Annotated in this window: 18 protein-coding genes; 12 read left to right on the forward strand and 6 right to left on the reverse strand. The window is 64.9% G+C overall.

Translation table 11 applies throughout. The features are described 5' to 3' along the window. The first annotated feature begins 41 nt into the window (after nt 1-41). From sufC to QW887_RS03110, 6 genes are all read left to right on the forward strand, one after another. The gene (sufC, locus tag QW887_RS03085) at nt 42-794 is read left to right on the forward strand and encodes a Fe-S cluster assembly ATPase SufC (RefSeq protein ID WP_315712154.1); all 753 of its coding nucleotides are present in this window, start codon (nt 42-44) and stop codon (nt 792-794) included. A 22-nt stretch (nt 795-816) separates the two neighbouring features. Next, nucleotides 817-2,130: a Fe-S cluster assembly protein SufD gene (sufD, locus tag QW887_RS03090; RefSeq protein ID WP_315826881.1), complete on the forward strand. Its 1,314-nt coding sequence runs from the start codon at nt 817-819 to the stop codon at nt 2,128-2,130. Beyond that, entirely contained in the window at nt 2,127-3,374 is a 1,248-nt protein-coding gene (locus QW887_RS03095) for a cysteine desulfurase (protein WP_315712152.1), read from the forward strand. The genes sufD and QW887_RS03095 overlap by 4 nt, the downstream gene beginning before the upstream one ends. Then, nucleotides 3,371-3,742: an SUF system Fe-S cluster assembly protein gene (locus tag QW887_RS03100; RefSeq protein WP_315712150.1), complete on the forward strand. Its 372-nt coding sequence runs from the start codon at nt 3,371-3,373 to the stop codon at nt 3,740-3,742. The genes QW887_RS03095 and QW887_RS03100 overlap by 4 nt, the downstream gene beginning before the upstream one ends. A gap of 61 nt (nt 3,743-3,803) precedes the next feature. Further along, nucleotides 3,804-4,205, forward strand: a complete 402-nt coding sequence (locus QW887_RS03105) for an iron-sulfur cluster assembly accessory protein (RefSeq protein WP_315712149.1) — start codon at nt 3,804-3,806, stop codon at nt 4,203-4,205. A gap of 117 nt (nt 4,206-4,322) precedes the next feature. Beyond that, the gene (locus QW887_RS03110; RefSeq protein WP_316194165.1) at nt 4,323-4,880 is read left to right on the forward strand and encodes a TfoX/Sxy family protein; all 558 of its coding nucleotides are present in this window, start codon (nt 4,323-4,325) and stop codon (nt 4,878-4,880) included. 31 nt (nt 4,881-4,911) lie between these two features. On the opposite strand, the gene QW887_RS03115 is transcribed toward QW887_RS03110, so the two are convergent. Both QW887_RS03115 and QW887_RS03120 read right to left on the reverse strand, forming a co-directional pair. Next, nucleotides 4,912-5,979, reverse strand: a complete 1,068-nt coding sequence (locus QW887_RS03115) for a GGDEF domain-containing protein (RefSeq protein WP_315751668.1) — start codon at nt 5,977-5,979, stop codon at nt 4,912-4,914. Nucleotides 5,980-6,310: 331 nt separating this feature from the next. Beyond that, entirely contained in the window at nt 6,311-7,768 is a 1,458-nt protein-coding gene (locus QW887_RS03120) for a DEAD/DEAH box helicase (RefSeq protein ID WP_315712146.1), read from the reverse strand. A gap of 480 nt (nt 7,769-8,248) precedes the next feature. On the opposite strand from QW887_RS03120, the gene QW887_RS03125 reads away from it, so the two are divergent. Next, complete coding sequence (locus QW887_RS03125; protein WP_410052598.1) at nt 8,249-9,748, forward strand: caspase domain-containing protein; 1,500 nt, start codon at nt 8,249-8,251, stop codon at nt 9,746-9,748. 8 nt (nt 9,749-9,756) lie between these two features. Here the strand turns inward: QW887_RS03125 and QW887_RS03130 are convergent, their stop codons facing one another. The 4 genes from QW887_RS03130 to parE all read right to left on the reverse strand — a co-directional run bounded on the left by QW887_RS03130 (nt 9,757) and on the right by parE (nt 14,022). Further along, a complete protein-coding gene (locus QW887_RS03130; RefSeq protein ID WP_316194166.1) occupies nt 9,757-10,524 on the reverse strand; it encodes a glucose 1-dehydrogenase in 768 nt (255 codons plus the stop codon). 31 nt (nt 10,525-10,555) lie between these two features. Next, nucleotides 10,556-10,741 carry a hypothetical protein gene (locus QW887_RS03135; RefSeq protein ID WP_315712631.1) on the reverse strand — a complete coding sequence of 62 codons (186 nt, stop codon included), beginning with the start codon at nt 10,739-10,741 and terminating at the stop codon, nt 10,556-10,558. A 202-nt stretch (nt 10,742-10,943) separates the two neighbouring features. After that, nucleotides 10,944-11,720: an outer membrane beta-barrel protein gene (locus QW887_RS03140; RefSeq protein ID WP_315751666.1), complete on the reverse strand. Its 777-nt coding sequence runs from the start codon at nt 11,718-11,720 to the stop codon at nt 10,944-10,946. 238 nt (nt 11,721-11,958) lie between these two features. After that, nucleotides 11,959-14,022 carry a DNA topoisomerase IV subunit B gene (gene parE / locus QW887_RS03145; protein ID WP_315751665.1) on the reverse strand — a complete coding sequence of 688 codons (2,064 nt, stop codon included), beginning with the start codon at nt 14,020-14,022 and terminating at the stop codon, nt 11,959-11,961. Nucleotides 14,023-14,293: 271 nt separating this feature from the next. On the opposite strand from parE, the gene QW887_RS03150 reads away from it, so the two are divergent. The 5 genes from QW887_RS03150 to QW887_RS03170 all read left to right on the forward strand — a co-directional run bounded on the left by QW887_RS03150 (nt 14,294) and on the right by QW887_RS03170 (nt 19,570). After that, a complete protein-coding gene (locus QW887_RS03150) occupies nt 14,294-14,824 on the forward strand; it encodes a DedA family protein (RefSeq protein ID WP_315712141.1) in 531 nt (176 codons plus the stop codon). 245 nt (nt 14,825-15,069) lie between these two features. Continuing rightward, a complete protein-coding gene (locus tag QW887_RS03155; RefSeq protein WP_315712139.1) occupies nt 15,070-15,720 on the forward strand; it encodes an FMN-binding negative transcriptional regulator in 651 nt (216 codons plus the stop codon). A 10-nt stretch (nt 15,721-15,730) separates the two neighbouring features. After that, nucleotides 15,731-16,723 carry an N-acetyl-gamma-glutamyl-phosphate reductase gene (gene argC, locus QW887_RS03160; protein WP_315712138.1) on the forward strand — a complete coding sequence of 331 codons (993 nt, stop codon included), beginning with the start codon at nt 15,731-15,733 and terminating at the stop codon, nt 16,721-16,723. Nucleotides 16,724-16,837: 114 nt separating this feature from the next. Further along, nucleotides 16,838-18,064 (forward strand): threonine ammonia-lyase, encoded by a 1,227-nt coding sequence (locus tag QW887_RS03165; protein WP_315712136.1) that lies wholly within the window; start codon nt 16,838-16,840, stop codon nt 18,062-18,064. 246 nt (nt 18,065-18,310) lie between these two features. After that, a complete protein-coding gene (locus tag QW887_RS03170; RefSeq protein WP_315751661.1) occupies nt 18,311-19,570 on the forward strand; it encodes an extracellular solute-binding protein in 1,260 nt (419 codons plus the stop codon). Nucleotide 19,571 lies beyond the last annotated feature (1 nt).

Here is a 19,571-nt window from a genome sequence, read left to right on the forward strand (position 1 = left end):
GAATCGGTGGCGCCAGGGCAAGCGTTGAGCGGAAACAGATCATGGCACTACTCGAAATCAACAACCTGCAGGTCCGCGTCGAGGAGCGCGAGATTCTCCACGGCCTGACGCTGTCGATCGACGCCGGCAAGGTGCACGCGATCATGGGGCCGAACGGCTCCGGCAAGTCGACGCTGTCCCACGTCATCGCCGGCAAGCCGGGCTATGAGGTGACCGGCGGTGAGATCCTGTTCAAGGGCGAGGATCTGCTTGCCATGGCGCCGGACGAGCGTGCCGCCAAGGGCGTGTTCCTGGCGTTCCAGTATCCGGTCGAGATCCCCGGCGTCGCCACCATGACCTTCCTGCGCACCGCGCTGAATGCGCAGCGCAAGGCGCGCGGCGAGGAGGAGTATTCGACGCCGGACTTCCTCAGGAAGGTGCGCGAGATCTCGAAATCGCTCAGCATTCCGCAGGACATGCTCAAGCGCGGCGTCAATGTCGGCTTTTCCGGCGGCGAGAAGAAGCGCAACGAGGTGCTGCAGATGGCCCTGTTTCAGCCGTCGCTCTGCATCCTCGACGAGATGGATTCCGGCCTCGACATCGACGCGCTGCGCATCGCCGCCGACGGCGTCAACGCGCTGCGCTCGCCGGAGCGCTCGATGATCGTGATCACCCACTATCAGCGGCTGCTGAACTACATCGTCCCCGACGTCGTTCATGTGATGTCGAAGGGCCGCGTCGTGAAGAGCGGCGGCAAGGAGCTCGCGCTCGAGCTGGAGGCGTCCGGTTACGCCCAGTTCGAAGACGCGGCCTGAGCCTCGCGTGAATGGATCTGTGATGAACGTAGCTTTGGTCAAGAACGACAGCGGTCCGGCGGCGAGCAGCTTGCTCTCTGCCGCTTGGGGCCGTCTGCCCGGCACCGGCAAGGTGGCCGATATCCGGCGCGAAGCCTTCTCGGCTTTCGAGCGCACAGGCCTGCCGCACCGTCGTATCGAGGAATGGAAGTACACCGATCTGCGTGCGCTGATGCGCGAGGTGCTGCCGCTGGCAGGCGCGCCGGATGCGGCGGCGCTGGCGCGGGCTAAGGCCGTGCTGGCTTCTGTTGCCGTCGACGGTGCTCGGAAGCTGGTGCTGGTCGACGGCGTGTTCGTGGCGGAGCTCTCGGATATTTCGGCCTCCGAGGATGGTGTCAAGGTTCGCACGCTTCGCGAGGCGCTGCAGAGCGCCGGCAGCGAGCGGCTGCTGGAGACGACTGTCAACGATGCGATGGTCCTGTTGAACGGGGCGCTTGCGACCGACGGAGTCCTGATCTCCGTGGCGGACGGTGCAAAGCTCTCGCATCCGCTGCAGATCATTCACATCGCGACAGCATCGCAAGCATCGCGTGCCAGTCGCTCACATCTTTCGGTGGGGAACGGCGCGCAGGCCACCTTGATCGAAAGCGCGATCGCCGCCGATGATGCCTCAGGCTATCAGGCCAATGACGCCGTGGTCGTCTCCCTCGGTGATGACGCTGCGCTGTCCACCATTCGCCTGATGCGCGATGCCAGCGATGCTGTGAACATCACCTCAGCCAGGTACGAGGTCGGTGCGCGGTCGAAACTCAATCTCTTCAACATGACGACAGGCGGCGCCGTCAGTCGTCTGCAGGGCTTCATTACTCTCAAGGGCGAAGGCAGCGAGCTGATCGTCAACGGCGTCAACCTGCTGCGTGACAAGCAGCATGGCGACCTGACGCTCGTCGTCGACCATGCGGTGCCGGGCTGCACCAGCCGCGAAAACTTCCGCGCGGTGCTCGACGATCGCGCTCATTCCGTGTTCCAGGGCCGCATCATCGTCCGCCCCCACGCGCAGAAGACCGACGGCAAGATGATGACCCGTGCGCTGCTGCTGTCCGACGAGGCCGAGGCCGACTCGAAACCGGAACTCGAGATCTTCGCCGACGACGTCTCCTGCGGCCACGGCGCCACCGCTGGCGCGCTCGACGACAGCCTGTTGTTCTATTTGCAGGCCCGCGGCCTGCCGGAGAAGCAGGCCCAGGCGCTGCTGATCCAGGCCTTCGTCGGCGAGGCGATCGAAGCGATCGAGGACGATTCCTTGCGCGAGCGCGTCATTGCTGCTGCCCAGGACTGGATGGAGGCGCGCGCATGAGCACGCATCCCGCCGTCTCCAACGGATCCTACGACGTCGCCCGCATCCGCGAGGATTTTCCTGCGTTGGCGCTGCAGGTCTACGGCAAGAAGCTCGTCTATCTCGACAACGCGGCGTCTGCGCAGAAGCCGCGCGCGGTGCTCGATCGCATGACGCAGGCCTACACCAGCGAATACGCCAACGTGCATCGTGGCCTGCACTATCTCGCCAACGCCGCGACCGAGGCCTATGAGGGCGGCCGCGAGCGGGTCACGCGCTTTCTCAATGCACGGCGCAGCGAGGAGATCATCTTCACCCGCAACGCGACCGAGGCGATCAATCTCGTGGCGTCGTCGTGGGGCGGACCGAACATCGGCGAGGGCGACGAGATCGTGCTCTCGATCATGGAGCACCATTCCAACATCGTGCCCTGGCACTTCTTGCGCGAGCGCCAGGGCGCGGTGATCAAGTGGGCTCCGGTCGACGACGACGGCAATTTCCTGATCGACGAGTTCGAGAAGCTGCTCACGCCGAAAACCAAGCTGGTCGCTATCACCCAGATGTCGAACATGCTCGGCACGCTGGTCCCGGTGAAGGAGGTCGTGCGCATTGCGCATGCGCGCGGCATTCCGGTGCTGGTCGATGGCAGCCAGGCCGCCGTGCACCTCGCCATCGACGTCCAGGACATCGACTGCGACTTCTACGTCTTCACCGGCCACAAGCTGTACGGGCCGACCGGCATCGGCGTGCTCTACGCCAAGTACGACCACCTCGTTGCCATGCGCCCCTACAATGGCGGCGGCGAGATGATCCGCGAGGTTGCGCGCGACTGGGTCACTTATGGCGATCCGCCGCACAAGTTCGAGGCTGGCACCCCGATGATCGTCGAGGCGGTTGGGCTCGGCGCCGCGATCGATTACGTCAACTCGGTCGGCAAGGAGCGCATCGCCGCGCATGAGCACGACCTGCTCACCTATGCCCAGGATCGGCTGCGCGAGATCAACTCGCTGCGGCTGATCGGCACCGCCAAGGGCAAGGGCCCTGTGATCTCGTTCGAGATGAAGGGGGCGCATGCCCATGACATCGCGACCGTGATCGATCGGCAGGGCGTCGCGGTGCGTGCGGGCACGCACTGCGTGATGCCGCTTTTGGAGAGATTCAACGTCACGGCGACCTGCCGGGCCTCGTTTGGCATGTACAATACGAGGGAAGAGGTCGATCAGCTTGCACAGGCATTGATCAAGGCGCGGGAATTGTTTGCATGACCGACACGGCCGACGTCAAAACTCAGTCCGTCGAAACGCATTCGGCGCTGCCGCCGGAGGAGACCGAGCGGCTCTCCAGCGAGATCATCGCGGCGCTGAAGACGGTGTTCGATCCGGAGATCCCGGCCGACATCTACGAGCTCGGCCTGATCTACAAGGTCGACATCAAGGACGACCGCAGCGTCGACGTCATGATGACGCTGACGACGCCGAACTGTCCGGCGGCCGGCGAGCTGCCGACCATGGTGGAGAACGCGATCGCGAGCGTCCCGGGTGTCGGCGTCGTCAACGTCAGCATCGTCTGGGAGCCGCAATGGACGCCGGACCGGATGAGCGACGAGGCCCGGCTCGTCCTGAACATGTGGTGAGACGAGCGGGCACGAAGTTTGAATAGTAAGGGCGGATCACATACCCCGCCGGGATGACGCCATGACCAGCACGACGAATTCGACAGCGCCTGTTGCCAAGCCCAAGCCGCGGCCCCGCCCGCAGGTGATGCGGCTCACCGATGCGGCGGCCAAGCGCATCCGTGAGCTCACCGATCGCGCCGAGTCCGAGATCATCGGATTGCGTGTCGGTGTCAAGAATGGCGGCTGCGCCGGTCAGTCCTACACGGTCGAGTATGCCCATGATATCCGGCCGACCGACGAGGTCGTCGAGGACAAGGGCGTCAAGATCCTGGTCGATCCCAAGGCCGTGCTGTTTCTGCTCGGCACCGAGATGGACTATCAGGCTGACAAGATGCAGGCCCAGTTCGTCTTCAACAATCCGAACCAGATCAGTGCCTGCGGCTGCGGCGAGTCGGTGCAGCTCAAGCCGGCCGAGGTCTGATCGTCCGCTTCCAGCCAGTGCGGCTCCGGAGCTGTCACGTTCCGGACATTGACACGCGCCACCTTCCCGACCGAAAACTCCGGGCGAGCAAGTGGGGTGTTGGCGGGAGCTGGCGCGATGGACCGCGAATTCCTGATCGATCTGTTCGCCGGCTTCGGTCCGGTCACGATCCGGCGGATGTTCTCCGGCTTCGGCATCTCCGCCGACGGCATCAACTTCGCGCTCGCGCTGCGCAGCGGCCTTTATCTCCGTGCTGACGAAACCAGCTTTGCCAGATTCGAGGAGGCCGGATCCAAGCCGTTTTCCTACGAGACCCGCGCGCGGACCATGACGGTGCGGTCGTATTGGCAGGTGCCGGCACATCTGTTCGATGACACCGACGAGTTCGCGGTCTGGGCGAGAGATGCATTCGCAGCGGCCCAGAGGGCGGCCTTGAGCAAGCGGACCAGCAAGAAGCGGGCGGCGCGGGGCAACAGACTGGTCCCGACCCGGGGTGGGGCGAAGCCTGGACCAACCAGGCCGGCAGTGAAAAAGACCAAGCCGGCCAAGACGGGAAAGGTGGCCAAGAGCGTTGACAAGAGCGCAGACAAGGGTCCCGCCGGTCGCAAAACACGCAGCGCGACAGTGGCGCGGGGCCGGCAGACGTCGCGCGCAGCATCATCGCGAACACGCTGATGCTCCATATGCGTCGCTGGCGACCTTGCCGTCAGGCGACCTGACCTCGCGTCGTCGTCGCGTATTCGGGATCGTTCTCGCATACCACCTTGTTGCGGCCGTTGCGCTTGGCGGCATAGAGGCAGGCGTCCGCGCGCTCGATCAGGGCGTCGGTGTCGTCGCCGGCCCGCAGCACGGATACGCCGACCGAGATGGTCACACGTCCGAGAATCTCTCCCGTTGATTTCTTCTTGAGCTCCTTTGCCGTGACGGCGCGGCGGATGTGATCGGCCACCGTCAGCGCGTGCTGTAGCGAGGTGTTGGGCAGCACGACGGCGAACTCCTCGCCGCCGTAGCGCGCTGCGATATCCTGGCCCTTGATGGCGTGCTTCAGGGTCATCCCGACCAGGCGCAGTACCTGGTCTCCGGTGAGATGTCCGTAGGAATCGTTGAAGGACTTGAAGTGGTCGATGTCGAACATCAACAGCGACAGCGGCTGCTCGGTCGCGAGCCCCGACTGCACCGTCGTCTCGATCATCCGGTCGAAATATTTGCGATTGCCGAGGCCGGTGAGGGGATCGGTCAGGCTCTCGGCCCGAATCACCTCCAGGCTGTGCTGCAGCCCGCTGATCTCGTCCTTGGACAGCGTCAGCCGCTCTTCGAGGATCCGGTTGGTTTCGCGCATCTGCTTGGTCGAATGGGCCAGCGCCTCGATGATGTCGACCAGTTGCTCGCGGCTGGTGGCCGATGCGAGCCGTTGATCGGCGCCCGCGAGGCTCGCATCGTAGCTCGCCGTCCTGCCGAGAGCATCGGTGAGCATGTTCACCAGGTCGTCGATCTCGCCGACGACGCGCGCGCCGACCTTGTCGATGCGATCCGACGTCTTGAGCTGCGCGAGGTAGGAGTCGTAGAGCTGATCGAGATCGGACTGCGACAGCTTGCCGTTGCGCGACAGCGTCTCGTTGATGATCTCGTTCAGCGGTGCGTTGTAGCCCGTCGCGTAGACGTACCAGACCTCGTAATTGCGCGGATTGGCCGAATGGCGGAGCGTTCTGATCTGGCTGAGCGCGACTTCGGCGAAGCCTATCGTGCGTTCGTGTTCGTCAAGCGCATTGACCACCACAGGTTCCCCCCAATCGCCCGCGTCGCCGTCGTCGTCACAGCAATGAAATAAACAATGCCGGGCAAGCTAAAGGACGTTTGTGAACCAGGGGTAAATACGGCCGTAGAGTCCCGGATGCGCCGCGCCGTGGATACGGGAACGGCAGCTCATATGTTCAATGAGCTACATAGGATGCTGCTGGAAACTTGCTGACGCGGGCTGGAACTGTTCGGTCGACGCACGCCTCGCCGAGAGCTCAGCGCTGTCGACTTAAGTCAGGTCTACGAATGCAGCGGCTGATGTTCCGGGCGACCGCATGGGGGAGCAGCCCGGAATCTTGTGCCCGCGCTCAGGGAAGCGGTGCCCGCACCGGGCGAAGCAGGAAGGCGGGGAGATGTGAGTGATCGGCGGGCTCGTTGTCGTGGTCGCGCCGCGGCCGCCGCGCTTCATTGCGAGGCTGTTCGTTGCGAGGCTGTTCCTTGCGAGCGCTCGGCGCAGGCCGAGGAGAATTTGCCTGTGCGGCGCGCGGAGCTGCCGCGCGCGGCTCGCGCTCCCGCGGGGCTGGATCACGCTCGCGCGGGGCCGCATCGCGCTCCCGGGCCTTGCCGCGGCTGCCGCGACGCGCGGCGTCACGCGGACGTCGCTCACGCGTATCCTCGTCGCCCGAGGACTCCTGCACTTCGTAGTCACCCTCGATGGTCGGAATGCCCTGTCCGATCAGCTTCTCGATGGCGACCATCGACTTCTGGTCGGCCGGGGCCACGATCGAGATTGCCGTGCCGGTCCGTCCGGCGCGGCCGGTACGGCCAATGCGGTGAACGTAGTCGTCGGAATGATGCGGCACGTCGAAATTGAAGACGTGGCTGACTTCGGGAATGTCGAGGCCGCGTGCGGCGACGTCGGAGGCGACGAGCAAGGGCAGTTCGCCCTTGCGGAATTGATCGAGCGCCGCGGTGCGGGCCGACTGGTCCATGTCGCCGTGCAGGGCGCCAACACTGAAGCCGTGCTTCTGCAGCGACTTGTGAACGATGGCGACGTCGCGCTTGCGGTTGCAGAAGATGATCGCGTTGTTGAGATCCTTGGCGTTCCGCAACAGCCTGCGCAGCACCTCGCGCTTCTGATGCGCCTCGCGGCCGGATGGGACCTGCAACTGGGTCACGGTGACGGCGGTCGTGGCCGGCTTGGAGACCTCGACCTTCTGCGGGTTGTGCAGGAAGGTTTCGGTGATGCGCCGGATTTCCGGCGGCATGGTCGCGGTGAAGAACAGGGTCTGGCGGGTGAAGGGGACGAGCTTGCAGATGCGCTCGATGTCGGGGATGAAACCCATGTCGAGCATGCGGTCGGCTTCGTCGATGACCAGGAGCTCCACGCCCGTGAGCAGCAATCCGCCGCGTTCCGTATGATCGAGCAGTCGGCCTGGCGTGGCGATCAGCACGTCGACCCCGCGAGTCAGCTTGGCGTCCTGGTCGCCGAAGGAGACGCCACCGATCAACAGGGCGACGTTGAGCTTCTGTCCGGCGCCGTAGCGATCGAAGTTCTCTTTGACCTGGGCGGCCAGCTCACGGGTCGGCTCCAGGATCAGGGTGCGCGGCATTCGGGCGCGGGCGCGGCCCTTCTCGAGGATCGTGAGCATCGGCAGGACGAAAGCGGCGGTCTTGCCGGTGCCGGTCTGGGCGATGCCGAGCACGTCGCGGCGCGCCAGCACATGAGGAATCGCCTGTTCCTGAATGGGGGTCGGGGTGGTGTAACCAGTGGCCGCAACTGCAGCCAACACCTTGTCGGACAAGCCGAGATTGGAAAAAGACATCGAGCCTCTATGTCACGCGCCGATAGGCGACGGGGCCTCTATTCGACGCCGCCGTTAGGAATCGAGGGTAAAAGGCTGTGGTCGCGCTCAACCCCGAAACGGCATGCTCTAACGAAGCTGGGGGTTTTCTGACTAACGCCGACCCGCGGTCAATCTCTCAGGAATCGGATGCGATCCGGCCGCGCTGCTCCGGAAGATAGGGGCGAATTCTGCAAAGTCAATGGAAGAGGGGAGCGAAGTACCGAAAAAGCTTAATGTTTTTGCATTATTTGCAGGCAACCTGTCGTCGAGCTGTCGTATTCGGGTGCTCCGAAGCTTCCTACGGCCGGTCGCGGAAAGCGCTCTGGTCGAATTGTCGATGGAATTGCGGCGTGTGTTCGGCAGGGGAGCAGCCGCGTGTGCCGCCGGGCATGAACCGGTGGCGCGGTGCCGTCGACTATCCGAGGGCGGCAGCCCACGCGATGAGGGCAGGGACGAACGATGAGATCGATGCGGACGTGGCTGGCGTGCGGGCTGGCGATGCTGGCAGTGGTTCTGGCGCCGGCCGCCGCGCGTGCCGAGAAGCGCATTGCGCTCGTGATCGGCAACAACGACTACCGCTTCGTGCCGAAGCTGCAGAAGGCCGTCAACGACGCGCGGACGATGGGCGACACGCTGAAGCAACTCGGCTTCAATGTCATGGTCGCGGAGAATCTCAATCGCCAGCAGTTCAGCCAGACACTGCTGGCGTTCGACAACGCCGTCGAGCCGGGCGACACCGCGTTCTTCTTCTATGCCGGTCACGGCTTCGAAATCGCCGGTCAGAACTTCCTGTTGCCGACCGACGTGCCCGCGGCCACCGAAGGCCAGGAAGAGCTGGTACGCGACGCCTCGATCCTCGCGGACCGCGTCATCGAGCGGCTGCAGAACAAGAAGGCGCGCACCTCGATCCTGGTGTTCGACGCCTGCCGCAACAATCCGTTCGAGCGCTCGGGCACGCGCGCGGTGGCGGGCGGGGGTGGCCTGGCGCCGATGACGCAGTTGCCGGAAGGCGTATTCTCAGTGTTCTCGGCCGGTCCGCGCCAGACCGCGCTCGACCGGCTCTCCAACGATGACGTCAATCCAAACTCGGTGTTCACGCGCACCTTCGCCAAGGAGCTGACGCAGCCCGGCGTCAATCTGGTGCAGGTGGCGCAACGCACCCGCCGGCTGGTCAGCGAGCTCGCCGAGACCGTGCGGCACAAGCAGATTCCGGTCTATTTCGACCAGATGGTCGACGATGTCTTTCTCAACGGCATGGCGAAGGGGCCGGCTGCAACCGACAAGCCGGCCGAGCCGCAGCAGAAGCTCGCGGCGCTGCCTCCTGTCTCGGCGCCGCGCATTCCGCCGGCGAACGAGAGCCTGAACGCACCGATTGCGATGTTCTCGCGCCACAATGGCGGCTGGACCGTCACCTTCTCGATCGCCGATCCGACGCTCGGCATTTCCTGGCGCATGGGTGAGGCAGGAGAGTTTCGCGAGACCGGCTTCATGGACGTGCTCGATCCGCGCACGCGCAAGCGCATGCCCAATCCCTCGATCCAGCTGCCGTCGGATGCGCCCGCGGGCACCATCCAGGTCCGCTATGTCGATGCATCGGGCGAGATGCAGGGACCGTTCCCGATCCGCTTCGAGCCGGAGGCCGCGCTGGTGCATGACCAGCGCAAGATCCTCGACATGACCGCGACGAGCTGGCTGTCGTTCCGCGAGTTCAACGGTCTCTTGGTCTACTACACGCACCTGATGTCGTATCGCTGCGCCATCCGCGAGGTCCGCATCGGCATCGACACGGCGGTGCCGGACAAGGTCCTCAACATGCCCGGCTGCGACATGCGCGATCCCATTGCGATTCCCTCCAACGCCACGCCCTATTTGAAGCTGCCGCCAGCGACGAAGTTCGTCTCGGTGGAGTTGACCTATCGCGACGGCAGCGTCTCCGAGATCAAGAGCTTTCGACGCTGAGGCCTCGGCTAGGCCATGATCGAATAGCCACCATCGACGGGAATGGCTGTGCCGGTGACGAAGTCCGAGGCCGGCGAGCTCAGGAACGTCGCGATGCCGGCGAAGTCGTCGATGTCGCCCCACCGTGCCGCGGGCGTGCGCGCCAGCACGCGGTCGTGCAGGCCGTCGATCTGGCTGCGCGCCGCGCGCGTCAGGTCGGTGTCGATCCAGCCCGGCAAGATCGCGTTGACCTGGATGTTGTCGGGCGCCCAGGCGCAGGCACAGGCGCGCGTGTACTGCACGATGCCGCCCTTGCTGGCCGCATAGGCCGGCGCGAAGCTGGCGCCGAAGATCGACAGCATCGAGCCGATGTTGATGATCTTGCCGCCGCCGTTCGCCTTGAGGGCCGGGTAGGCGGCCTTCGAGCACAGGAACGCGCTGGTGAGATTGGTGTCGATCACCTGCTGCCACTCCTCCAGCTCGAGCACGTGCGGCGGCTTGCGGATGCTCATGCCGGCATTGTTGATGAGGATGTCGATGCGACCGAGCTCGCTGGTCACGCGCGCGACCATGGCGGCGACGTCGTCCTTGTCGCTGACGTCGGCTGTGACGGTGATAGCACGGCCGCCGCGACCGGCGAGATCAGCCACCGCCGCCCGTGACTTGGCTTCGTTGCGGCCGACCACGGCAATGTCGGCGCCGGCATCGGCAAGCCCGCGTGCCATCCCCAGGCCAATTCCGCCGTTGCCGCCCGTCACGATCGCAACCTTGCCCCTCAGGTCGAAACGGCCCGCCATGCAGTGTCTCCATTGTTGTTGTTGTCAGACGTCAGCAGGTGCCCTGCCAGATCATCACCAGGCCGAGCGCACCCATGCCGACGCCGTAACCTGCCCACTGCAGCTGGTTGATCATGAAGCTCGTCCGCGGCCATGCCACCACCCCGGTGCCCTGACCGACCCAGAGCAGGCCGATGGCGAGCAGAAGCAGGCCGCCGATCATCAGGAATTTCCGCATGGCCACTTCCTCCCTCGTCGACCGCGTCACAGCATCGGAAACGCTGCTGCCGTCTTTTTTGTGAAGTTTTGTGACGAGGAGGCTAGCGGCCGGCGCGGCAGATGACCAGCGGCTCCAGCCGCCAATATCCGAGCCAAAAACAAAAAGCCCCGGATCAACCGGGGCTTTTCGCAGAATTATTGAAAGACCGAGTGCGTTCGGCTCAGTACTTGACGACCGGGCCGGTCCAGTTGAAGCGGTAGACCAGCGAGGTGCTGATGGTCTGCACCCACGGCTTGAAGCTGACGGAGTCCGTGCTCAGAGCATTGGTGCCATCGAAGCGGACGGCAATATCCTTGCGGTCGTAATAGGCCGCGCGATATTCGGTCTTCATGAACCAGCCCGGCGCCGAGATGCCGAAGATGTTCAGGTTGTTCTCGACGCCGCCGCCGACGAACCAGCCGTTCCGGTTGAACGAGTCGGTATGCAAGCCCGAGGCAGCACCGGTGAGGGTGGTCAGACCAGTGCCCGACCAATGCGATCCGGAGTAACCGGCATTGACGTACGACAGGACATTCGGAGCAACCAAATAGCCAATGCGAGCGCCCGCGGCCCAGGCATCCTGCATCTTGATGCGGCCAGTGAGGGCCGGCGCAATCTGATCCTGCACGGTGCCGCGCATGCTGCCGAACTGACCATCGGCGAACACGCCGAAGACCCAGGACGGATTGAACTGCCAGTCGTAGCCGGCGCCGACGGTGCCGAACCAGCCGTCGCCACCGACGCGCTGATCGATCGTCACCGGCACGCCGTTGAAGTTGGTGTGCGAGTCGGCATCCCAGATGCCGCCGCCGGCACCACCGAAGATGTAGAAGCCGGTCCAGCTCGGCGCCACCGGCATCATCGGAGCCTTCACGTAGGGGCGAGCTGCCAGATCAGCAGCCGAAGCGGCACCCGTGATCGCAACCAGCGCAGTGGCAGCAAGCAAAAGCTTTTTCATATTCAATTCCCCAAGATCGTCATGTCGCAGGTGCCGGGTTGCGGCGGCGATTCCCTCGCCAGATGTGCCCGAACTATAGCCGATTGGTGCCCAAAAGCTGTTGCAGGTTGAGCACACCGGAGGGGAAAGTGCGCTGCGGGATGCTCGGGATTCTCGTAACCCTCTGATTGGACAGGTCGATTGCAGGCTCGCGCGAGCGAATGGAACCTGCAATCGAGGCGTGAAATCGGGTCAAAAGCTAGACGTCGAGCAGCTCGTCGCTGGCGAATTCGGCCTTTTCCGAAATGAAGGCGAAGCGGGCCTCTGCCTTGGTCCCCATCAGCCGCTCGACCGAGTCGGCGGTGCCGTCGCGATCCTCGGCCAGCAGAACCACGCGCAGCAGGGTGCGCTTGGCCGGATCCATGGTGGTTTCCTTGAGCTGGGCCGGCATCATCTCGCCGAGACCTTTGAAGCGGCCGATCTCGACCTTGGCGTTGGCATTGAACTCGCGCTTCAGGAGCTCGTCCCGATGGGCATCGTCGCGCGCGTAGAACGTCTTGCTGCCATGGGTGAGCCGGTAGAGCGGCGGCACGGCGAGGTAGAGATGCCCCTCGTCGATCAGCGGCCGCATCTGCCGGTAGAAGAAGGTGATCAGCAGCGAGGCGATGTGGGCGCCGTCGACGTCGGCATCGGTCATGATGATGATGCGCTGGTAGCGCAGATCCTCCTCCCGATACGACGTGCCGGTGCCGGCGCCGATCGCCATCACGAGATCGGCGAGCTGGGCGTTGGCGGTCAGCTTGTCCTTGCCGGCGGAGGCGACGTTGAGGATCTTGCCGCGCAGCGGCAGCACGGCCTGCTTCTTGCGGTCGCGCGCCTGCTTGGCGCTGCCGCCGGCCGAATCGCCCTCGACGATGAACAGCTCGGAGCCTTCGGTGCCGGCGTCGGTGCAGTCGGCGAGCTTGCCCGGCAGGCGCAGCTTCTTGGTCGCGGTCTTGCGCGCCGTCTCCTTCTCCTGCCGGCGGCGGATGCGTTCCTCGGCGCGCTCGATGACGAAATCGAGCAGCCGGTTGGCCTGCACCGGATTGCCGGACAGCCAGTGGTCGAACGGGTCCTTGACGGCCTGCTCGACGATGCGCTGGGCCTCTGCCGTGGCGAGGCGGTCCTTGGTCTGGCCCTGGAATTCCGGCTCGCGCACGAACACCGAGAGCATGATGGCGGCGCCCGCCATGATGTCCTCGGAGGTGATGTTGGCCGATCGCTTGCCCTGGCCGACGCGCTCGGCGTGGTCCTTCAGGCCGCGCAGAAGCGCGCTGCGGATGCCGGATTCGTGCGTGCCGCCGTCCGGCGTCGGAATCGTGTTGCAGTAGGAGGACAGGAAGCCGTCGGCATCGGCGGTCCAGGCGACCGCCCATTCGCAGCCGCCATGGCCACCGGTGCGGCCCGACTTGCCGGCGAAGATATCCGGATGGACCAGCGTGTCGGCATGGATCGCTGCGGCCAGGTAGTCCTTCAGACCGCCGGGGAAATGGAACGTCGCCTCGGCCTGGACGTCCTCGATGCCCTTCAGCAGCGACGGATCGCACTTCCAGCGGATCTCGACGCCGCCGAACAGATAGGCTTTCGAGCGCGCCATCTTGAACAGGCGCTGCGGCTTGAACGTCGCCTTGGCGCCGAAGATGGTCGGGTCGGGTTGGAAACGCACCCGTGTGCCGCGCCGGTTGGCGACCTTGCCGACCTCCTCGAGCTTGCCCTTGGGATGTCCGCGTTCGAACACCATGCGGTAGAGCTTCTGGTTGCGAGCGACCTCGACCTCGAGCCGGGTCGACAGCGCGTTCACCACGGAGATGCCGACGCCGTGCAGGCCGCCCGAGGTCTCGTAGACCTTGGAGTCGAACTTGCCGCCCGCGTGCAGCGTGCACATGATGATTTCGAGCGCCGACTTCTTCGGAAACTTGGGATGGGGATCGATAGGAATGCCGCGGCCGTTGTCGGTCACGGTGAGGAAGCCTTCGGCGTCAAGCTCGACCTCGATGAAGGTGGCGTGGCCGGCCAGCGCCTCGTCCATCGAGTTGTCGATGACCTCGGCAAACAGGTGGTGCAGCGCCTTTTCGTCGGTGCCGCCGATATACATGCCGGGGCGGCGCCGCACCGGCTCCAGGCCCTCGAGGACCTCGATGTCACGGGCAGTGTAATCGCCCTCGGCACTCGCCGAGCGGGCGGCTGGCTTGGCCGGAGCCTTGCCCTTGGCGGCGAACGCCGCCAACGGGTCCGTGACGCTCTTGGCCTTGGCTTTTGCAGCTGATTTCAACGGCTTACCCATGGATTCTGATGTTGCGTGTGCGCAAGATGGAACGAATCGTTGGGCCTGACTATGCCATGGACCGGCATAAAACAATGACCCCGGGAAACAACGACGTTCACCGGCCCGCCACGTCTTGGCCGGTTCCGAACGTCGGATCGCCGCTGTTCACGCGGTTCAGCCGGTTGTTGTGACTTGAAGTGGGCGGGTTCGGTGGCGTACCAGTCTGCGCCATGGAACCGCGAAGGCCTTCAAGCACTTAAGCGCCGCGGAGCAGAAAGGCGTCGAGCAGATGGAAGATTTTGGCCGCGCGGTTGCCGACTTCGTGCGCGACCATCAGGCCTGGGCTGCTCCGATCGTCCTGCTGCTTGCCTTTGGCGAGTCCCTGGCCTTCGTCTCGCTCCTGATTCCCGCCTGGGGCGCCCTGGTCGCGATCGGCGCCCTGATCGGCGCCACCGGGATCAGCTTCTGGCCGATATGGCTGGCCGGGGGCATCGGCGCCGCGCTCGGCGACTGGGTCTCCTACTGGTTCGGCTACCGCTACAAGGACCGCGTCGCCCAGATGTGGCCGCTGTCGCGCTACCCGGAGCTGCTGCCGCGCGGCGAGGCCTTCGTGCGCGATTGGGGCGTGCCGAGCATCTTCATCGGCCGGTTCTTTGGCCCGTTGCGCGCATCGGTGCCGCTGGCGGCGGGCATTTTCGAGATGCCCTACATGGTGTTCCAGATCGCCAACTTCGTGTCGGCGCTGGTGTGGTCGGCGGTGCTGCTGCTGTTCGGCGACATCATCGGGCGCATCATGGAATGGCTGTGGCATGCGGTCTGACCCCAGCCCTGAACGCGCCGGGCCGACTTGCGAGCTTGACGCAGGAACCTGGCAGCCTTATAGGCCTGCCCCCATGATCAACGCAGCGACCCACATGATCGCCGAAATGCGCCGTCGTACCTCCGCGGTACGGGCGATGATCTGCGTCTAGATCACAGCCCCTGCCGCCGGATCCGATCCCGCGGCAGACTTTCTCCTTGCAGCGCGATTGATCAGGCGGCTCCTTCGTCCAGCAGGAGTTTCCGATGTACACGCCACCGCCCTTCAAGCCCGATCGCGCCGCGAGCCTCGGCTTCGCTGACGCGCGCGGCTTCGGCATGGTCTGCGCGTGGGACGGCACAAAGCCGATCGCGTCACCGGTGCCGTTTCACCTGGGCGCCTTGAACGATGGTACGCCGCAGGCGTTCTTCCATGTCGCGCGCGGCAATCCGCTGGCAAGGATCGCCGACGGTACGACGCCCTGGCTGTTGGCCGTCAGCGGCGCCGATGCTTACGTCTCCGCCGATTGGTATGTGTCGCCCGACCAAGTGCCGACCTGGCTCTATCAGGCCGTGCATCTGACCGGTACGGCGCGGATCTTGTCGGAGGCCGAGCTCGCGCGGCAGACGGATGAGGTCAGTGCGAAGTTCGAGCAGCGGCTGCTGCCGAAGAAGCCCTGGACCTCGGACAAGATGACGGCGGGACGCCTCGAGGCGATGCGCAAGGCGATTGTGGGCATCGTCATGACGATCGATCAGGTCGAAGGCAGTTTCAAGCTCAACCAGCACAAGTCCGAGGCCGACTACGCGACGATCGCGACGAGGCTCGGCGAGCAGCCCGACATTGGCTCGCAACAGATTTCCTCTCTCATGCGGCAGGCGCGGCCCCAGGCCTTTGCCGGCGAAACCCAGACCTAAGGAGCGTGTCATGACCGTGATCGACAGCAACGTGCCGAAAGCTCACGCCGCCTCCGGGACTGCGACACGCGCCGTGTTCGTCGACGGCGGCTCGGGAACGACCGGCCTGGGAATCGCCGAGCGTCTCCGGCACCAGCCGGACATCGTCGTGAAGACGATCGCCGAGGACAAGCGCAAGGATCCGGCGGCCAAGCGGGCGCTGATGGCCGAGGTCGATCTCGTCATCCTTTGCCTGCCGGACGATGCGGCCAAGGAGACGGTGGCGCTGATCGACGGCATGGGCAGCTCTGCGCCGAAGGTGCTGGACGCGTCGACCGCATACCGGGTCGCGCCGGACTGGGCCTATGGCTTTCCCGAGCTCGCCGCCGACCAGGCCGACAAGATCCGGAATGCGCGCAAGGTCTCCAATCCCGGCTGCTATCCCACCGGCGGCATCGCGCTGCTGCGGCCGCTGGTCGATGCCCGACTGATGCCGCAGGACTATCCGGTCACGGTGAACGCGGTGAGCGGCTATTCCGGCGGCGGCAAGACGATGATCGCGGCCTTTGAGAATGGCACCGCGCCGAACTTCGAGCTGTACGGTCTCGGCCTCGAGCACAAGCATCTGCCTGAGCTGCAGCTCTATTCGCGGCTGACCCGGCGGCCGATCTTCATTCCCTCCGTCGGCAACTACCGGCAGGGCATGCTGGTCTCCGTGCCGCTGCAACTCGACACACTGCCGGGCAAGCCGTCAGGCTCGGACCTGCAGGCGGCCCTGACGAAGCATTATGCCGGCAGCAAATACGTCTCGGTGATGCCGCTCGATGGCGCGGCGGCCAAGAGCGGCCGGCTCGAGCCGGAGGCGCTGAACGAGACGAACAAGCTCGAGCTCTACGTCTTCGCCAGCGACCAGCATCACCAGGCGGTGCTGGTGGCGCGGCTCGACAATCTCGGCAAGGGCGCCTCGGGCGCGGCCGTGCAGAACATGCGGCTGATGCTCGGACTGCCCGATCTCGGGAGCTGAGACCGATCTGGATCGTCCGGCCGCAGACGCGCCGGCACGATCGGCAACATCATGCGAGGTCGGCGCGCCGCCGGCATCGCGTGCAATGACGCACGCTGAGGGATGGGCAGACCCATGACCGCCACTGATCTGAACGCGCTGCCCGTCACCGCCAACGATGTGCGGGCCGCCGCCGAGACCATCGGTGGCGCCGTGCTCGCGACGGCCTGCAACCAGAGCCGGACGCTCGGCGAGATCTGCGGCTGCAACGTCTGGCTGAAATTCGAGAACCTGCAGTTCACGTCGTCGTTCAAGGAGCGCGGCGCGCTGAACCGGCTGAATGCGCTGTCCGCCGAGCAGCGCGAACGCGGCGTGATCGCGATGTCGGCCGGCAACCACGCGCAGGGCGTCGCGTATAACGCGCGGCGTCTCGGCATTCCCGCGACCATCGTGATGCCGGTGGGCACGCCGATGGTGAAGGTGGAGAACACCAAGCGGCACGGCGCCGAGGTCGTGATTTCCGGCGCCACCTTGGAGGAGGCGGGCGCGTTCGCCAGGGAGCACGGCGCGGCGCACGGCATGACCATGATCCATCCTTACGACGATCCACTGATCATCGCAGGGCAGGGCACGGTGGCGCTGGAGATGCTCGCGGTGGTCCCCGAGCTCGATACGCTCGTGGTGCCGATCGGCGGCGGCGGGCTGATCTCCGGCATGGCGGTCGCGGCGCGCGCAATCAAGCCGGGCTTGCGCATCGTCGGCGTTCAGGCCGAACTCTATCCGTCGATGTACAACGCCATCCGCAGCAGTCAGCTGCCGATGCGCGGCGACACGCTCGCCGAGGGCATCGCGGTGAAATCGCCGGGCCGGATCACGACCGAGATCATCCGCCATCTCGTCGACGATATCCTGCTGGTCAACGAGCCGCAGATCGAGCGTGCGCTCGCCACGCTGATCTCGATCGAGAAGACGGTGGTCGAAGGCGCCGGCGCCGTCGGTCTCGCCGCAGTGCTCGCGCACCCCGCGCAGTTTGCCGGCCGCAATGTCGGCCTGGTGCTGAGCGGCGGCAACATCGACACCCGACTGATCGCCTCGGTGCTCACCCGCGAGCTCGCTCGCGAGGGGCGGCTGACGCAGCTGTCGATCGACATCGTCGATCGTCCCGGACAACTCGCTGCCGTGTCGACGCTGCTCGCCGATGCCGGCGCCAACATCATCGAGGTGTCGCATCAGCGAACGTTCTCGGACCTGCCGGCCAAGGCGACCCTGCTCGAGCTGGTGATCGAGACGCGCGACCAGGCGCATCTCAACGACGTGATGGCGAAGCTCGTCGCCGCAAATTTCAAGGCGCGCTGCACCTGAGCGTCAGGCGATCTCCAGCACATCCTTCGCGGTGCGGCAGACGCCCGCTCCGCCTTTTCCAGGCGAAAGGCGCGTGCGGCTGCCCGCCGAGTCTTGCTCAGCCCAATTAGCAATCTCTCTGTCTACTCGTGAAGCTGTTCGCAAATGCGAACACGTTTGAGGTTTGCTCTGTCAGAATTTCAGTTGCGCACCTCAAAAAATGAGGACAGGATTACCGCAACAAAGAAGACGGTTGGGAGGATTGTGATGAGACTGCTCGCGAAGCTGGGACTCGCCGCTGCCGCATGCCTGCTCTGGGCCACCGTCGCGAGCGCCGATACCACCGTGAAATGGCTGCATATCGAGGTCAATCCAGCCCAGGTGAAGATCTGGGAGGAGGTGGCCCGCGCCTATGAGGCGTCGCATCCGGGCGTCAAGATCGAGATGCAGTTCCTCGAGAACGAGGCCTACAAGGCCAAGCTGCCGACCATCCTGCAGTCCAAGGACCGGCCGAACATCATCTACAGCTGGGCGGGCGGTGTCCTGAAGGCGCAGATCGAGGCTGGCGTGCTCGAGGACATCACCGAGCAGGTGAAAGGCTACAGCGACAGCGTGACTCCGGCGGCGCTCGCGGCATTCACCGATGGCGGCCACGTCTACGGCCTTCCGATCTCGCTGTCGCAGGTCGGCTTCGTCTGCAACAAGGAGCTGATGGCCAAGGCCAAGGTCGATCCCACGGCGATCAAGAGCTGGGACGATCTGCTGAGCGCCGTGAAGACGTTGAAGGCGGCCGGCGTGACCCCGATCGTGGTCGGCGGCGCCGACAAATGGCCGCTGCATTTCTACTGGACGCATCTTGCGGTGCGGATCGGCGGCAAGCCGGCATTCGACGCGGCGCTGCGCGGCGAGAATGGCGGCTTTGCCGGCGACACCTTCGTCAAATCAGGCGAGCTGTTCAAGCAGCTCGTCGATCTCCAGCCATTCCAGAATGGCTTTCTTGGCTTCAAGAACCCGCAGGCCGTCGGATATTTCGGCGATGGCAAGGCGGCGATGACGCTCGCGATCAGCTCCGTCTACAATCTGCAGCGGGCGCTCGCCGCCGACAAGGTCGGCTTGAGCGAAGACAAGATCTGCTGGTTCGATTTTCCGGTCGTGCAAGGCGGCAAGGGCGCGCCGACGGATACGCTCGGCGGCATCACCGGCTGGTTGGTCACCAAGGGCTCGCCCAAGGAAGCCGTCGATTTCCTGAAGTACTTCATCTCCAAGGACGTCCAGACACGGTTGGCGGCGGGAAATTTCATCATCCCGGTGGTGCAGGGCGCGGACGCCGGCCTCAACAATTCCTTCATGAAGCTGATCGCGTCCAATCTGGCCAAATCGAACTATCACCAGAACTTCTATGACCAGAGCCTCGGCCCCTCCGTCGGTCGCGTCGTCAACGATGTCTCCGCGGAGATAGCCGGCGGCAGCATGAGTCCGCAGGAGGCTGCCAAGGCGATCGAGGCAGCGCGGAAGCAGGGCAACTGAC

Origin of the sequence: Bradyrhizobium sp. SZCCHNRI3052, assembly GCF_032484895.1 — a bacterium.
GTDB lineage: Bacteria > Pseudomonadota > Alphaproteobacteria > Rhizobiales > Xanthobacteraceae > Bradyrhizobium.

Bases quoted from the DNA above. Each gene is read 5' to 3' on its own strand.
- QW887_RS03110 (WP_316194165.1), top strand. From the start codon at position 4,323: ATGGACCGCGAATTCCTGATCGATCTGTTCGCCGGCTTCGGTCCGGTC.
- QW887_RS03155 (WP_315712139.1), top strand. From the start codon at position 15,070: ATGTACACGCCACCGCCCTTCAAGCCCGATCGCGCCGCGAGCCTCGGC.
- QW887_RS03150 (WP_315712141.1), top strand. From the start codon at position 14,294: ATGGAAGATTTTGGCCGCGCGGTTGCCGACTTCGTGCGCGACCATCAG.
- sufC (WP_315712154.1), top strand. From the start codon at position 42: ATGGCACTACTCGAAATCAACAACCTGCAGGTCCGCGTCGAGGAGCGC.
- argC (WP_315712138.1), top strand. From the start codon at position 15,731: ATGACCGTGATCGACAGCAACGTGCCGAAAGCTCACGCCGCCTCCGGG.
- QW887_RS03130 (WP_316194166.1), bottom strand. From the start codon at position 10,524: ATGGCGGGCCGTTTCGACCTGAGGGGCAAGGTTGCGATCGTGACGGGC.
- QW887_RS03125 (WP_410052598.1), top strand. From the start codon at position 8,249: ATGAGATCGATGCGGACGTGGCTGGCGTGCGGGCTGGCGATGCTGGCA.
- QW887_RS03120 (WP_315712146.1), bottom strand. From the start codon at position 7,768: ATGTCTTTTTCCAATCTCGGCTTGTCCGACAAGGTGTTGGCTGCAGTT.
- QW887_RS03095 (WP_315712152.1), top strand. From the start codon at position 2,127: ATGAGCACGCATCCCGCCGTCTCCAACGGATCCTACGACGTCGCCCGC.
- QW887_RS03140 (WP_315751666.1), bottom strand. From the start codon at position 11,720: ATGAAAAAGCTTTTGCTTGCTGCCACTGCGCTGGTTGCGATCACGGGT.
- QW887_RS03165 (WP_315712136.1), top strand. From the start codon at position 16,838: ATGACCGCCACTGATCTGAACGCGCTGCCCGTCACCGCCAACGATGTG.
- QW887_RS03105 (WP_315712149.1), top strand. From the start codon at position 3,804: ATGACCAGCACGACGAATTCGACAGCGCCTGTTGCCAAGCCCAAGCCG.
- QW887_RS03170 (WP_315751661.1), top strand. From the start codon at position 18,311: ATGAGACTGCTCGCGAAGCTGGGACTCGCCGCTGCCGCATGCCTGCTC.
- QW887_RS03135 (WP_315712631.1), bottom strand. From the start codon at position 10,741: ATGCGGAAATTCCTGATGATCGGCGGCCTGCTTCTGCTCGCCATCGGC.
- QW887_RS03100 (WP_315712150.1), top strand. From the start codon at position 3,371: ATGACCGACACGGCCGACGTCAAAACTCAGTCCGTCGAAACGCATTCG.
- parE (WP_315751665.1), bottom strand. From the start codon at position 14,022: ATGGGTAAGCCGTTGAAATCAGCTGCAAAAGCCAAGGCCAAGAGCGTC.
- sufD (WP_315826881.1), top strand. From the start codon at position 817: ATGAACGTAGCTTTGGTCAAGAACGACAGCGGTCCGGCGGCGAGCAGC.